The following is a 13,829-nucleotide window of genomic DNA, read 5'->3' as shown; positions in this document are numbered from 1 at the left end:
TTTCGCACCAGACTCCGGTGAAGGCCGGAGCCTCGGACTTGGCGACTTTCACCTCCTCCTCCCCCATCGGCAAGATCAACACCCCACCGACTTCGGAGTCGAGAGACAGCCTCCTGAGTTCCTTACAACCGAACATATCCCTCTATGGCGGTTGTCGGCACCCGCTACCGGAATGTACTTCCAGTCAGGTGGCTGATCCCTCTTACTACCTGCAACGATGGGCCTTCCCCGCCAGTTCCAAATCTATTCACAAGATTTTTGTTCTGTCCGAGTTGCTCAAAGACGTGGCGCGCGTTCGATCCGGTCGAAGGAGTCCGCCGGCGCGGCCACCACTGCCGCCCGCAGCACCGCCCCCGGGCCCGCCACCGGCCCGGCCACCAGCCCCGCGGCGCGCACCGCCCGGGCCGCCTCCGCCAACGTCGCCCCCGTGGTGATCAGGTCGTCCACGAGCACGATCCGGGCCGCCCCGGCCGTGAGCCGCCACCCGCCCCGGCGCACCGCCAACGCGCCCGCGAGGTTCTCCCGGCGCTGCCGGGCCCCCAGCCCCGACTGGTCCGCCACCGCCCGCCGCAGCCCCAGTACGGGCGCCACGCGCGCGGGAACACCGGCCCGCCGCAGCCGCCCCGCGGCCGCCCGCGCGATCCTGCGCGCCGGATCGTGCCCGCGCGCCCGGACCTGCCGCCGCGCCGACGGGACCGGGACCAGCGCCACCTCCCCCGCACCAGCAGCACCACCGGCACCACCCACACTGCCCGCACCGCCCGCCAGGACGGCCGCCGCCAGGGCGGCGCCGAGCACCCCGGCCAGCGGCAGCGCCCCGCGCTCCTTGTGGGCCAGCAGGAGGCTCCGTACGGCCCCCTCGTAGACGGCGGCGGCCCGCACCACCGGCAGCCCCGCGGGCCGCGGAGACGGCCGCACCGACCCCTCCCCGACCCCGCTCAGCGCATCCCGGCACTCGGCGCACACCAGCACCCGGACCGCCCCGCAGCCGGCACAGTCGACCGGCAGGACCAGTCCGGCGAGCTCCTGCCACCACTGACGCATGGCTCCACACTGACGGGCCGGGCCGCCGGGCGCGACCCCTGTGGACGACCCGCCCGGCGGCGGGTCAGCCCGGGTACACCGGAGACCGGCCGCCGGCCCCCGCCGCCACCGTGCGCCACTGCGCCCCCGGCGGCAGCCACACGATCCCGTCCTCCGAGTACGCGACCACCGGCTTCGGCTTCGCCTCGTCCTCCGTGGCCGCGACCGCCACCTCCGACAGACCGGTCGCCCCGGGCAGGCTCGCCGCGACCATCGAACCGTCGGCCAGCATGTAGCGGGCCTGCTGCACGCCGCCGCTCTCCCGGCCCACCACGAGCAGCCTCCCGCGCGGCGCCCAGCTCATCGCCGTCACGTCGACCATCTGCGGGGCCGCCGGACGCAGCTCGCGCACCGACACCGCCGAGGAGTCGCCCTTGCCGTCGGGCCGCTCGATCCGCCCGACGTACAGGACCTTGCTGCCGCCGGTCTGCTCCACCAGCAGGGCGATCCGCGCACCGTCGGCGGACGCCTTCAGCGAGGCGATCTTCCGGCCGTCGAGCCCCGCCACCTGCACCTTCTCGGGCGTTCCGGCACCACCGGGCACCCGCCACAGCCCCGGGGACTGCGGATCCCGGTCCGCGACCCACAGATCGCCCGAAGCATCCCAGCTCGGCGCGGTCAGCAACGCCGTCTTGCCGCCCCTGCCCACCGGCAGCGGCTGCGGCATCGCCCCGCTGCCGACCAGCGGCACGACGTACAGCGCGTGCTCGTCCTCGGAGACCACGGCCGCGCGCCGCTCGTCGTGCGAAACCGCCGCCGACCTGACCTTGAACCCGGGAGGAGTGGCCAGCGGACCCGGCACCGGTTCGGTCCGGGCCTGCAGGTCCTCGCTGCTCGTGTCCAGCTTCATCCGGACCAGCCGCTTCTCGTTGTCGACGAAGTACTGGAACTCGGGGATCTTGGGCCGGCCCGCGATCGCGGCCGCACTCACCTCGCTCACCGAACACAGCGAGGTCGACTTGCCGCCCGCCCGCACCAGTTCGACCTGGTCGAGCCGGGAACCCGTCAGATCCTTGACCGTGTAGAGGAGTTGGGTGGCCATCTTCTTGCACTGCGGCTGCGCGACGTTCTCGGCCTTCTCGTTGAGCGGCACGCGCAGCGTGTTCTGCCCGTCGTACGAAAGGGACTTGGTGCCCGGGCTCAGTTCCGTACCGGTGGGGAAGCTGGACTCCACGACCGGCGCGAGCCACCGCGACGGCCCCGCCAGCAGCGACTGCACGGTCTGGGTGGTCGGGTCCATCCGCGAGGCCGGGTCGGTGCGCTGACGCACGTAGACGGGGTCGGCGACGAGCGTGCCGCCCGCGAAGTAGTACTTGTTGACCGGCATGTAGATGCGCTGGAAGTCCGACTCGCTGAGCACGAGCCCGCTCGGCGGGGTCGAGATCCGCCACTGATTGTCCTGGGTCTGCACGAGCTGGAGGAACTCCTCGTACTCCCTGGCCCCGGTCTGTGGCTGGTACGCGCTGTGCTCGTCGACGGTCGCGAGCTTCTTGCCGGTCACCTTCCAACGGGGCCCCTCGGGGTCCTTCTCGCCCCGGTTCGGAACCCGGTTGAGTCCGGAGGAGAGCACGGTGACGGCCGAGCCGGGCTTCCAGCTCTTCGCAGCCGCCTCGGTGAGGTACTTGCGGGCCGTCTCCAGCTCCGGGTCGTCGCTGGTCATCGCCTCCAGGAAACCGTCGACGATCTCCGCCGGGCTGGCCTTGTCCGCGGGCGGCACGCCGAACACCCGGACCTGCGAATCCACGCCCTGCGAGGCCTGCACCGGGCGGATGTCGCCCCGGTCCGGCATGGAGGCGCATCCCGCGAGCAGCAGCCCGGCCGCGCCGAAGGCGTACGCCCGTACGGTGCGCAGCCGCCGGCGCCGCACCCGCGCACGCCCCGCCCGTGCGTCCAAGGGCTCAGCGTCCATCGGCTCGGTCCTCCTGTTGTGCCTGCTCGGCCGGGCGGGCCACGACCCGTGCCCCGTTCCCCGGCAGGGCCGTCGGGTCGGCGGGCACCGGCATCGCTCCGGCGACGGGCGAGCGCGGCGGTATCGGCGAGCGGTCGCCCGCGTCGGCCGGCGTGCGCTCCGCCGCACCGCCCTCGGCCTCGGCCGCGGCCCTGGCCCGGTTGGCGCGGTTGGCCCGGGAGTCCTCGGGCTCCAGCGGGATGGGCGAGCCCCGCAGTGGCTCGTCGGCCGTGCGCGGCAGGGTCAGCCGGAACTGCGAACCGCCGCCCGGCTCGCCCCAGGCCTGCAGCCAGCCCCCGTGCAGCCGGGCGTCCTCGACGGCGATGGACAGGCCGAGGCCGGTCCCGCCGGTCGTGCGCGCCCGCGCCGGGTCGGCCCGCCAGAAGCGGTTGAAGACGCGGGTGGCCTCGCCGGGCTTGAGCCCGACCCCGTAGTCCCGTACGGCGATGGCGACGGCCCCGCCCGCGGACGCCAGCCGGACCACCACGTCGCGGCCCTCGCCGTGCTCCACGGCGTTGACGACCAGATTGCGCAGCACCCGTTCCACCCGTCGGGCATCGGCCTCGGCGATGACCGGCTGGGTGTCGCCCAGGACCCGGATCCGGGTGCCCTTGTGCTCGGCGAGCGGCTCGGCACCGTCGATGACCCGGCGCACGACGTCACGCAGGTCGATGGGCTCGGCCTCCAGGGCCGCGGCCCCCGCATCGAAGCGGCTGATCTCCAGCAGGTCGGCGAGGAGCGACTCGAACCGGTCGAGCTGCCCGGCGAGCAGCTCGGCGGAGCGCGCGGTGATCGGGTCGAAGTCGACCCGGGCGTCGTGGATGACGTCGGCTGCCATCCGTACCGTCGTCAGCGGCGTGCGCAGCTCGTGCGAGACGTCCGAGACGAAGCGGCGCTGCATCCGGGACAGCTCCTCCAACTGCTGGATCTTGTTCTGAAGGTTCTGCGCCATCTTGTTGAAGGCTTCGCCGAGGCGCGCGATGTCGTCCTCACCGGTGACCTTCATCCGCTCCTGGAGCCGCCCGGCCGAGAGCCGCTCGGCGATCCCGGCGGCCATCCGGACCGGCGTGACCACCGAGCGCACCACGAGCCAGGCGATGCCGCAGAGCAGGACGACGACGAACATGCCCGCGGTCACGATGGTGACCTTGATCAGGTTGAGGGACTCCTCCTCCTGGGTGAGCGGGAAGAGGTAGTACAGGTCGTACGGGTCGCCGTTGATGTCCGAGAGCCGCTTGCCGATGACCAGCGCCGGCTCGGGCTGCTTCGCGCCGTCCCCGCTGGTGTAACGGATCTCGGAGAAGGTCTTGAAGGCGCCGGTGGCGTGGTTGACGGCCCTGCGCAGCGGCAGCGGGACGCTGGCGGTCGGGTCCACGTTGCCGGAGGCCCGGGCGCCCTTGACGCCCTGCGTTCCGGGCAGCGCCTCATCGCCCGTGCCCGCACCCAGCGCGACGACCTCGAAGGCGGTCTGCCCACCACTGGCCAACTGCTTGACCAGGGAGTTCATCCAGGTACTGGCGTCCCGGCCGACCTTGTTGTCGGTGGCGTCGGGCCCGTCCACCGCGGCCGGGGCGTTGGCCTTCTCCTGCGCCACCGCGAACCCGCCCGCGGCCTGGCTCTGCGCCGCCTCCTCCTTGGCCTCCAGAAGACCCCTGCTGACCTGGGCGATGACGACGAAGCCCAGGGCGAGGACCACGGCGAGCGAGATCAACAGGGTGGCGGCGACGACCCGGAGCTGGATGTTGCGCCGCCACAACCGGACGGCCGGGAGCAGCGGCCGGCGCGCCAGGCGCAGGAACAGCCGCAGGACGCGGCTGCTCGACGCCCGGTCGCGGAACAGCCGGCCGAAGCGCAGCCGCCACGGGTGGAAGCCGCCCGGGACCCTGCCGGACACGCCGGACGTACCGGACTGCACGTCAGCTGGGTCCGGCCTTGTAGCCGACACCACGCACCGTCACGACGATCTCCGGGCGCTCCGGGTCCTTCTCGACCTTGGAGCGCAGGCGCTGCACGTGCACGTTGACCAGGCGGGTGTCCGCCGCGTGCCGGTAGCCCCAGACCTGCTCCAGCAGCACCTCACGGGTGAAGACCTGCCAGGGCTTGCGCGCGAGGGCGACCAGCAGGTCGAACTCGAGCGGGGTCAGCGCGATCGAGGCACCGTCCCGCTTGACCGAGTGCCCGGCCACGTCGATGACCAGGTCACCGATGGCCAGCTGCTCGGGCGCGGGCTCCTCCGACCGGCGCAGACGGGCCCGGATGCGGGCCACCAGCTCCTTCGGCTTGAACGGCTTCACGATGTAGTCGTCGGCCCCGGACTCCAGGCCCACGACGACATCGACCGTGTCGCTCTTGGCGGTGAGCATGACGATCGGCACGCCGGACTCCGCCCGGATCAGGCGGCAGACCTCTATGCCGTCCCTCCCGGGCAGCATGAGGTCCAGCAGCACCAGGTCCGGCTTCGCCTCCCGGAAGGCAGCAAGTGCCTTGTCACCGTCCGCTACGAACGACGGCTCAAAACCTTCTCCACGCAGCACAATGCCGAGCATCTCGGCCAGCGCGGTGTCGTCGTCGACGACAAGGACGCGTCCCTTCATGGTTGACATCATCCCATTAGCTAATCGTGACCCGGCGGTGAGCTGCCCCACAGCCAAAAGGGCTGGAAATCGACCCTCGGACCTGCGTGGAGATCAGCTCCACCCAGTCTGCCCCCGATCGGGTCGACTATTGAAGGTACGGGCTCCGAAGAACCCCTCCGCACCGCCCGGAACCGTCCGACCGGTCGGAATCACCCGGATCGACCCTCCTCACCCCGCCACCGCACCCGATCCGCCGCCCACCCCCTACTCCGTTCGGGCCCCCCACGTGGCACGATGGCAGCGACCAGCGCCCCGCTGCGGCAGGCGCACATGAAGGAGTGACGATGAACGACTCTCCGGGCTGGGCTACGCCCGGATCCTCTCCGTCCGACGGCGAGCGGCCGGGCACCGACGGCGGCGCGCAACAGCCGGCCCAGCCCGCCCAGCCGGCCCAGCCCGCCGGCGACCCCAAGTGGTCCGCCGAGCAGCCGCCGCCCGGTCAGTGGTCGAGCCCGGGCACCACGCCCGCGGCCCCGCCGGCGCAGCCGCAGCCCACCACGGGCTGGGGTCAGCAGCCGGGCACCCCGCAGGCGGGCCAGTACGGCCCCCAGTACGGCTACCCGGGCGCCCCCGGCCAGTGGGGCCAGCCCCCCGCCGCCAAGCCCGGTGTGATCCCCCTGCGGCCCCTGGGCCTCGGCGAGATCCTCGACGGCGCGGTCGCCACCATGCGCACCCACTGGCGCGCGGTCCTGCCGATCACCCTCGTCGTGGCCACCGTCGTCCAGGTGATCGGTGTGATCGTCCAGAAGTTCATGATGGACGACCTCGCCGTCTCCGCCTCCCCGGACGCCGGACCCGAGGAGTTCATCGACGCGATCGGCAGCACCATCGGCGCGACCGCGGTGCTCCAGTTCATCCAGATCCTCGGAACCATCGTGGTCACCGCGATGCTCACGATGGTCTTCAGCCGCGCCGTGCTCGGCCAGCACTCCTCGGTCTCCGACGCCTGGCGCGAGTCCCGCCCCCAGCTGCTGCGCCTGATGGGGCTCACCCTGCTGATGGCCCTCGGCGCCGTCCTGCTCGGCGCCGTCCTGATCCTGCCGGGCGTCCTCACCGAAACCATCGGCCTCGCCGTCCTCGGCGGCGCCATCTGGGTGCCGCTCATGCTCTGGCTGGGCATCAAGTTCACGCTGGCCTCACCCGCCCTGATGCTGGAGAAGAGCACCGTCTTCAAGGCCTTCGCGCGCTCCTCGAAGCTCGTCCAGGGCACCTGGTGGCGCATCTTCGGCATCACCCTGCTCACCCTCCTCATCGCCGGCTTCATCTCGGCGGTGATCGTGATGCCGTTCCAGTTCCTCGGCATGTTCGCCTTCAGCGGCGGCCTCGACGCCCTCGCCTCGGGCAACCCCGCCGACATGAACACCTGGGGCGCCCTGATCGCCCCCGCGATCGGCGCGATCATCGCGGAGACCATCGTCATGCCGTTCCAGTCCGGCGTCACCGTGCTCCTCTACGTCGATCAGCGCATCCGCCGCGAGGGACTCGACCTGGAGCTCGCCCGGGCCGCCGGCCTCGAGAACTACGGCACGACCGGAGGCTGACGCACAGATGATGAGTACGGGGGGCCTCATCACCCGCGCCACGGCGCTCCTGCCGAGCGCCGAAACACCACCGGTGACGACACCGCGCGAACCCGCCGGGGAAGCGGCCGAGCGCGAACTGTCCAAGCCGATGTACCACGAGAACGACCCGAGCCTGTTCGACCGCGCCCTGCGCAAGTTCTTCGACTGGCTCGACGACCTGTTCGGCGCCGCCTCCGGGGCGACCCCCGGAGGCGGCTTCGGCCTCGTCGTGATCCTCGTCCTCGTGGTCCTCGCCGTCGGCGCCCTCTGGTGGCGCCTGGGCACCCCCGGCCGGATCGGCACCGGCGCGGGCGCCCTCTTCGCCGACGGCCCCCGCAGCGCCGCCGACCACCGCAGCGCCGCCGACGCCCACGCCGCCGCCGGCCGCTGGACCGAAGCCGTCCAGGAACGCATGCGCGCCGTCGTCCGCTCCCTGGAGGAGCGCACCCTGCTCGACCCGCGCCCCGGACGCACCGCCGACGAGGCCGCCGCCGAAGCCGCGCTCTCCCTCCCCGACCACGCCGCGGACCTCCGCGCCGCCGCCCGCACCTTCGACGACGTCACCTACGGCGGCCGCACCGCCGACGCCGACACGTACGCCCGCCTGCGCGCCCTCGACCTCACCCTGGAACGCGCAAAGCCGCTGCTGACGGGACCCACCGCATGACCGGCCCGACCGACCCGGCCACGCCGACGGCCACGTCGGCCCCGTCGGCGCCCGAGGCACGGGAGCCCGTGACCGGCACCCCCGACCAGGCAACCGCACTCGCACCCGCCGACGGCGCCGCGCGCACCCGCCGGATCCGCCGGATCCGCCGGATCCGCCGGATCCGCCGCGCCCTGACCGCCGTAGCCGTCCTCGCCGCCGGCGCCATCGCCATGGCAGCCCTCGACTCCGGCACCCGCCACGGCTACCTCGACCCCCGCGCCGCCGACCCCTTCGGCAGCCGCGCCGTCGCCGAGCTCCTGAAGGAACGCGGCGTCACCACCCGCGTCGTCACCACCGCCCGCGAGGCCGCCGACGCGGCCGGCCCCCGCACCACCCTCCTGGTCACCGACCCCGACCGGCTCGGCGCCACCCAGCGCGACGTCATCCGCTCGGCCATCGACCTCTCCGGCGGCCGCACCGTCCTCCTCGCCCCCAGCAGCCACAGCCTCAGCGACCTCTCCCCCGGCGTGCACACCGCCGGCGACGCGGGCACGAACCGCCCCGACCCCGGCTGCACCCTGCCCGCCGCCACCTCGGCCGGCCGCGCCGACACCGGCGGCGGACTCACCTACACCACCGCCCTCCCCCGGGCCACCGCCTGCTACCCCAGCGGCGGCCACCCCACCCTCCTCGTCCTGCCCACCGGCCCCACCGGCGGCGACACCGTCCTCCTCGGCTCCGATGCGATCCTCCTCAACGAGTCCCTCGCCGACGAAGGCAACGCCTCCCTCGCCCTCCAACTCCTCGGCTCCCGCCCGGACCTCGTCTGGTACCTGCCGTCCCTCGCGGACTCCGACCCCGACACCGCGCCCTCCGAAGAGGACCAGGGCCTGCTCGACCTCATCCCGGCCGGCTGGTCCTGGGCCCTGCTCCAGCTCTTCGTCGCCGCCGCCCTCGCCGCCCTGTGGCGCGCCCGCCGCCTGGGCCCCCTCGTCACCGAGAAGCTCCCCGTCGTCATCCGCGCCTCCGAGGCCACCGAGGGCCGCGCCCGCCTCTACCGCAAGGCCGACGCCCGCGACCGCGCCGCCACCGTGCTGCGCACCGCCACCCGCGAACGCCTCGCCGCACTGCTCGGCGTACCGCACACCCAGGCCCACGACCCCGCGGCCCTGGCCCCGGCCGTCTCCGCCCGCCTGACCGGCGAGCCCCGGGACGTGACCGCCCTCCTCTTCGGCACCACCCCCTCCGACGACGCGGCACTCGTCGCGCTCGCCGACCACCTCGACGCCCTCGAAAGAGAGGTCCGCACGTCATGACGTACCCGGCCACCGAGTCCACGGCAGTGACCGCGGACAGCGCCCGCGCTTCCCTCGAAGCGCTCCGCACCGAGATCGGCAAGGCCGTGGTCGGTCAGGACTCCGCCGTCACCGGACTCGTCGTCGCGCTCCTGTGCCGCGGCCACGTCCTCCTCGAAGGCGTCCCCGGCGTCGCCAAGACCCTGCTCGTGCGGGCCCTCGCCGCCGCCCTCGAACTCGACACCAAGCGCGTCCAGTTCACCCCGGACCTGATGCCGAGCGACGTCACCGGCTCCCTCGTCTACGACGCCCGCACCGCCGAGTTCTCCTTCCAGGACGGCCCGGTCTTCACCAACCTGCTCCTCGCGGACGAGATCAACCGCACCCCGCCCAAGACCCAGTCCTCGCTCCTCGAAGCAATGGAGGAGCGCCAGGTCACCGTCGACGGCACCCCGCGGAAGCTGCCCGACCCCTTCCTCGTCGCCGCCACCATGAACCCGGTCGAGTACGAGGGCACGTACCCCCTCCCGGAAGCCCAGCTCGACCGCTTCCTCCTCAAGCTCACCGTCCCCCTCCCCTCCCGCGAGGACGAGATCGGGGTCCTGACCCGTCACGCCGCCGGCTTCAACCCCCGCGACCTGCACGCCGCCGGCATCCGCCCGGTCGCCGGCCCGGCCCAGCTCGAAGCCGCCCGTCAGGCCGTCGCCCGGGTCTCCGTCTCCCCCGAGATCGCCGGCTACGTCGTCGACGTCTGCCGCGCCACCCGCGAATCGCCGTCCCTCACCCTCGGCGTGTCCCCCCGCGGCGCGACCGCCCTGCTGGCCACCGCCCGCGCCTGGGCCTGGCTCACCGGCCGCGACTACGTCACCCCCGACGACGTCAAGGCCCTCGCCCTGCCGACCCTGCGCCACCGCGTCCAGCTGCGCCCGGAAGCGGAGATGGAGGGAGTCACGGCCGACGCCGTCATCACGGCGATCCTCTCCCACGTCCCCGTCCCGCGCTGATGGCCCTCACCGGACGCGCCGCCCTCCTGGCGGCCCTCGGCAGCATCCCGGTCGGCCTCCTCGAACCGAGCTGGACCGGCATGCTCGCGGTCAACGGCCCGATCGCCCTGGCCTGCGCGCTCGACTGCGCCCTCGCGGCGCCCCTACGCGGCCTCGTGCTGGCCCGCTCCGGAGACACCTCGGTCCGCCTGGGCGAGCCGGCGGAGGTACACCTCACCGTCACCAACCCCAGCGGCCGCAAGCTCCGGGCCCGTGTCCGCGACGCCTGGCCGCCGAGCAGCTGGCTCCCGGGCACGGAGGCCGCGGCGTCCCGCCACGAGGTGGTCGTCCCCGCGGGCGAACGCCGCCGGCTGACCACCCGGCTGCTGCCCACCCGCCGCGGCGACCGCCGGGCCGACCGCGTCACGATCCGCTCCTACGGCCCACTGGGCCTGTGGGCCCGCCAGGGCTCCCAGACGTCCCCCTGGACCGTCCGGGTCCTGCCGCCCTTCACCAGCCGCAAGCACCTCCCGTCCCGGCTGGCCCGCCTGCGCGAACTGGACGGCCGCACGAGCGTCCTGACCCGCGGCGAGGGCACCGAGTTCGACAGCCTCCGCGACTACGTCCCCGGCGACGACACCCGCTCCATCGACTGGCGCGCCACGGCCCGTCAGAACAAGGTGGCCGTCCGCACCTGGCGCCCCGAACGCGACCGGCACATCCTCATCTGTCTGGACACCGGCCGCACCTCGGCGGGCCGCGTCGGCGACGCCCCCCGCCTGGACTCCGCGATGGACGCGGCCCTGCTCCTCGCAGCCCTCGCCACCCGCGCCGGCGACCGCGTGGACCTCCTGGCACACGACCGCCGCCCCCGCGCCCAGGTCCAGGGCCGCTCTGCGGCCGACACCCTCCCGTCCTTCGTCAATGCGATGGCCACCCTGGAGCCGGAGCTGGTCGAGACGGATGGCCGGACCTTGGTCTCCACCATCCTCCGCAACGCCCCGCGCCGGTCCCTGGTGGTCCTCCTGACGAGCCTGGACGCAGCTCCGATCGAAGAGGGCCTGCTCCCGGTGCTCCCCCGTCTCACGCAGCGCCACACGGTCCTACTGGCTTCGGTCGCCGACCCTCACGTCGCGGCCATGACAAGCTCACGGGGCACGGTGGACGCCGTCTACGAGGCCGCCGCCGGCACCCAGACCCAGTCCCAGCGCCGTCGCACGGCCGACCAGCTCACCCGCCACGGCGTCCACGTCGTCGACGCCACCCCGGACACCCTGGCCCCGTCCCTGGCGGACACCTACCTGGCCCTGAAGGCCGCCGGCCGCCTCTGAACGATCAGAGATTGACCCGCTTGAGGTAGACCCGGCAGCGGTGCCCGATGGTCTGGTACCAGACCATCAGATGCTCGTCCTCGTAGGTACGCAGCCGCATGGGTGCCGGGTCTTCGTACAGGCTGCCGCTCTTCGGGTCGATTCCCATCGCGGCCAGGTCCACCAGGCCGTCCATGATCCGGCTGACGAGCGCTTGATGGTCGTCGGCCATGTCTCCCAGTACCCACGCGCGGCTCGGATCGCACTCCCACGCCCAGCCCTGCTCGTTCTCGACGGCCTCACCGCGGTCGGTCACAGACCGATCTCCCGCTGGGCCTCCGCCAGAATACGACTGCTGGTCTCCATGGATGCCTGGAAGGCCTTCTCGCCCGCCGTCGGGTCGCCCGCGACGCGCTCCGCTTCGGCCAAGGCCGCGGACCTCGTCGGCCACCTGTGGATGGCAACGTGGGTCGCCCACTTGATCAGAAAGAACCGGAGCGGGTTGATGGCCCCCGTCTCGGCTGCCCGGTCGAACGCCTCGTGACACTCCTTGTCGAAGGCCGCGAGGCTCGGCATGTCCAGCCGCCTCACGGCGTCACGAAGCGCCTCACGAGTCATGGCCGGCTGAGCGATGAGCGGGCCATCGGCTTCTGCGTGCTGTGCTGTCATCGTGTCCTCCACGGAGAACCCTAGGATACCGAGCTCCGCTTGGGTCGTGAACGCAAAAAAGCCCCGCACCGAACCCATAAAGGGCTGGTGCGGGGCTTCCGCAATAATTGTTCGGCGGCGTCCTACTCTCCCACAGGGTCCCCCCTGCAGTACCATCGGCGCTGAAAGGCTTAGCTTCCGGGTTCGGAATGTAACCGGGCGTTTCCCTAACGCTATGACCACCGAAACACTATGAAATTTAAACATGCTGGTGTTGACACAGCTGTTCGTTATTTCAGAACTAACACAGTGGACGCGAGCAACTGAGGACAAGCCCTCGGCCTATTAGTACCAGTCAGCTTCACCCGTTACCGGGCTTCCACATCTGGCCTATCAACCCAGTCGTCTACTGGGAGCCTTACCCTCTCAAGGAGGTGGGAATACTCATCTTGAAGCAGGCTTCCCGCTTAGATGCTTTCAGCGGTTATCCCTCCCGAACGTAGCCAACCAGCCATGCCCTTGGCAGGACAACTGGCACACCAGAGGTTCGTCCGTCCCGGTCCTCTCGTACTAGGGACAGCCCTTCTCAATATTCCTACGCGCACAGCGGATAGGGACCGAACTGTCTCACGACGTTCTAAACCCAGCTCGCGTACCGCTTTAATGGGCGAACAGCCCAACCCTTGGGACCGACTCCAGCCCCAGGATGCGACGAGCCGACATCGAGGTGCCAAACCATCCCGTCGATATGGACTCTTGGGGAAGATCAGCCTGTTATCCCCGGGGTACCTTTTATCCGTTGAGCGACGGCGCTTCCACAAGCCACCGCCGGATCACTAGTCCCGACTTTCGTCCCTGCTCGACCCGTCGGTCTCACAGTCAAGCTCCCTTGTGCACTTACACTCAACACCTGATTGCCAACCAGGCTGAGGGAACCTTTGGGCGCCTCCGTTACCCTTTGGGAGGCAACCGCCCCAGTTAAACTACCCATCAGACACTGTCCCTGATCCGGATCACGGACCGAGGTTAGACATCCAGCACGACCAGAGTGGTATTTCAACGGCGACTCCACAACCACTGGCGTGGCTGCTTCAAAGTCTCCCACCTATCCTACACAAGCCGAACCGAACACCAATATCAAACTGTAGTAAAGGTCCCGGGGTCTTTCCGTCCTGCTGCGCGAAACGAGCATCTTTACTCGTAGTGCAATTTCACCGGGCCTATGGTTGAGACAGTCGAGAAGTCGTTACGCCATTCGTGCAGGTCGGAACTTACCCGACAAGGAATTTCGCTACCTTAGGATGGTTATAGTTACCACCGCCGTTTACTGGCGCTTAAGTTCTCAGCTTCGCAACCCCGAAAGGTCACTAACCGGTCCCCTTAACGTTCCAGCACCGGGCAGGCGTCAGTCCGTATACATCGCCTTACGGCTTCGCACGGACCTGTGTTTTTAGTAAACAGTCGCTTCTCGCTGGTCTCTGCGGCCACCCCCAGCTCAAGCAGCAAGTGCTATCACCAGTGATGGCCCCCTTCTCCCGAAGTTACGGGGGCATTTTGCCGAGTTCCTTAACCATAGTTCACCCGAACGCCTCGGTATTCTCTACCTGACCACCTGAGTCGGTTTAGGGTACGGGCCGCCATGAAACTCGCTAGAGGCTTTTCTCGACAGCATAGGATCATCCACTTCACCACAATCGGCTCGGCATCAGGTCTCA

The 13,829-nt window shown here is 71.1% G+C and carries 11 protein-coding genes and 2 rRNA genes (1 of these 13 running past the window's edge); 5 read left to right on the top strand and 8 right to left on the bottom strand.

Annotation, left to right across the window (positions count from 1 at the left end; genetic code table 11):
- Positions 1 to 276: 276 nt before the first annotated feature.
- From OG207_RS26370 to mtrA, 4 genes are all read right to left on the bottom strand, one after another.
- Positions 277 to 1,044 carry a ComF family protein gene (locus OG207_RS26370; RefSeq protein ID WP_329101455.1) on the bottom strand — a complete coding sequence of 256 codons (768 nt, stop codon included), beginning with the start codon at positions 1,042 to 1,044 and terminating at the stop codon, positions 277 to 279.
- A 64-nt stretch (positions 1,045 to 1,108) separates the two neighbouring features.
- Entirely contained in the window at positions 1,109 to 2,992 is a 1,884-nt protein-coding gene (locus OG207_RS26365; protein ID WP_329101453.1) for an LpqB family beta-propeller domain-containing protein, read from the bottom strand.
- The gene (mtrB, locus tag OG207_RS26360) at positions 2,982 to 4,925 is read right to left on the bottom strand and encodes an MtrAB system histidine kinase MtrB (protein ID WP_443072739.1); all 1,944 of its coding nucleotides are present in this window, start codon (positions 4,923 to 4,925) and stop codon (positions 2,982 to 2,984) included. The genes OG207_RS26365 and mtrB overlap by 11 nt, the downstream gene beginning before the upstream one ends.
- Positions 4,926 to 4,947: 22 nt before the next feature.
- Positions 4,948 to 5,637: a two-component system response regulator MtrA gene (gene mtrA / locus OG207_RS26355; RefSeq protein ID WP_189747360.1), complete on the bottom strand. Its 690-nt coding sequence runs from the start codon at positions 5,635 to 5,637 to the stop codon at positions 4,948 to 4,950.
- Between the two features lie 314 nt (positions 5,638 to 5,951).
- Between mtrA and OG207_RS26350 the strand changes: the two genes are divergently transcribed.
- Genes OG207_RS26350 through OG207_RS26330 form a run of 5 tightly spaced genes read left to right on the top strand, consistent with a single transcriptional unit; the run spans position 5,952 to position 11,487 of the window.
- Positions 5,952 to 7,208, top strand: a complete 1,257-nt coding sequence (locus tag OG207_RS26350) for a glycerophosphoryl diester phosphodiesterase membrane domain-containing protein (RefSeq protein ID WP_329101450.1) — start codon at positions 5,952 to 5,954, stop codon at positions 7,206 to 7,208.
- A gap of 7 nt (positions 7,209 to 7,215) precedes the next feature.
- A complete protein-coding gene (locus OG207_RS26345) occupies positions 7,216 to 7,896 on the top strand; it encodes a DUF4129 domain-containing protein (protein WP_329101448.1) in 681 nt (226 codons plus the stop codon).
- Complete coding sequence (locus tag OG207_RS26340; RefSeq protein WP_329101446.1) at positions 7,893 to 9,194, top strand: DUF4350 domain-containing protein; 1,302 nt, start codon at positions 7,893 to 7,895, stop codon at positions 9,192 to 9,194. Before OG207_RS26345 ends, OG207_RS26340 begins: the two co-directional genes overlap by 4 nt.
- Positions 9,191 to 10,177: an AAA family ATPase gene (locus OG207_RS26335; protein WP_329101444.1), complete on the top strand. Its 987-nt coding sequence runs from the start codon at positions 9,191 to 9,193 to the stop codon at positions 10,175 to 10,177. Before OG207_RS26340 ends, OG207_RS26335 begins: the two co-directional genes overlap by 4 nt.
- A complete protein-coding gene (locus OG207_RS26330; protein ID WP_329101442.1) occupies positions 10,177 to 11,487 on the top strand; it encodes a DUF58 domain-containing protein in 1,311 nt (436 codons plus the stop codon). Before OG207_RS26335 ends, OG207_RS26330 begins: the two co-directional genes overlap by 1 nt.
- A 4-nt stretch (positions 11,488 to 11,491) precedes the next feature.
- On the opposite strand, the gene OG207_RS26325 is transcribed toward OG207_RS26330, so the two are convergent.
- The 4 genes from OG207_RS26325 to OG207_RS26310 form a co-directional block, all read right to left on the bottom strand.
- The gene (locus OG207_RS26325; protein WP_329101440.1) at positions 11,492 to 11,782 is read right to left on the bottom strand and encodes a hypothetical protein; all 291 of its coding nucleotides are present in this window, start codon (positions 11,780 to 11,782) and stop codon (positions 11,492 to 11,494) included.
- The gene (locus OG207_RS26320) at positions 11,779 to 12,135 is read right to left on the bottom strand and encodes a DUF6247 family protein (RefSeq protein ID WP_329101438.1); all 357 of its coding nucleotides are present in this window, start codon (positions 12,133 to 12,135) and stop codon (positions 11,779 to 11,781) included. The genes OG207_RS26325 and OG207_RS26320 overlap by 4 nt, the downstream gene beginning before the upstream one ends.
- A 109-nt stretch (positions 12,136 to 12,244) precedes the next feature.
- Positions 12,245 to 12,361 (bottom strand): 5S ribosomal RNA (gene rrf / locus OG207_RS26315).
- Between the two features lie 78 nt (positions 12,362 to 12,439).
- A 23S ribosomal RNA gene (locus tag OG207_RS26310) occupies positions 12,440 to 13,829 on the bottom strand; it runs 1,733 nt beyond the window's last position.

It is taken from the genome of Streptomyces sp. NBC_01439, assembly GCF_036227605.1.
Lineage (GTDB): Bacteria > Actinomycetota > Actinomycetes > Streptomycetales > Streptomycetaceae > Streptomyces.
This window is presented reverse-complemented; position numbering and strand designations above follow the sequence as displayed.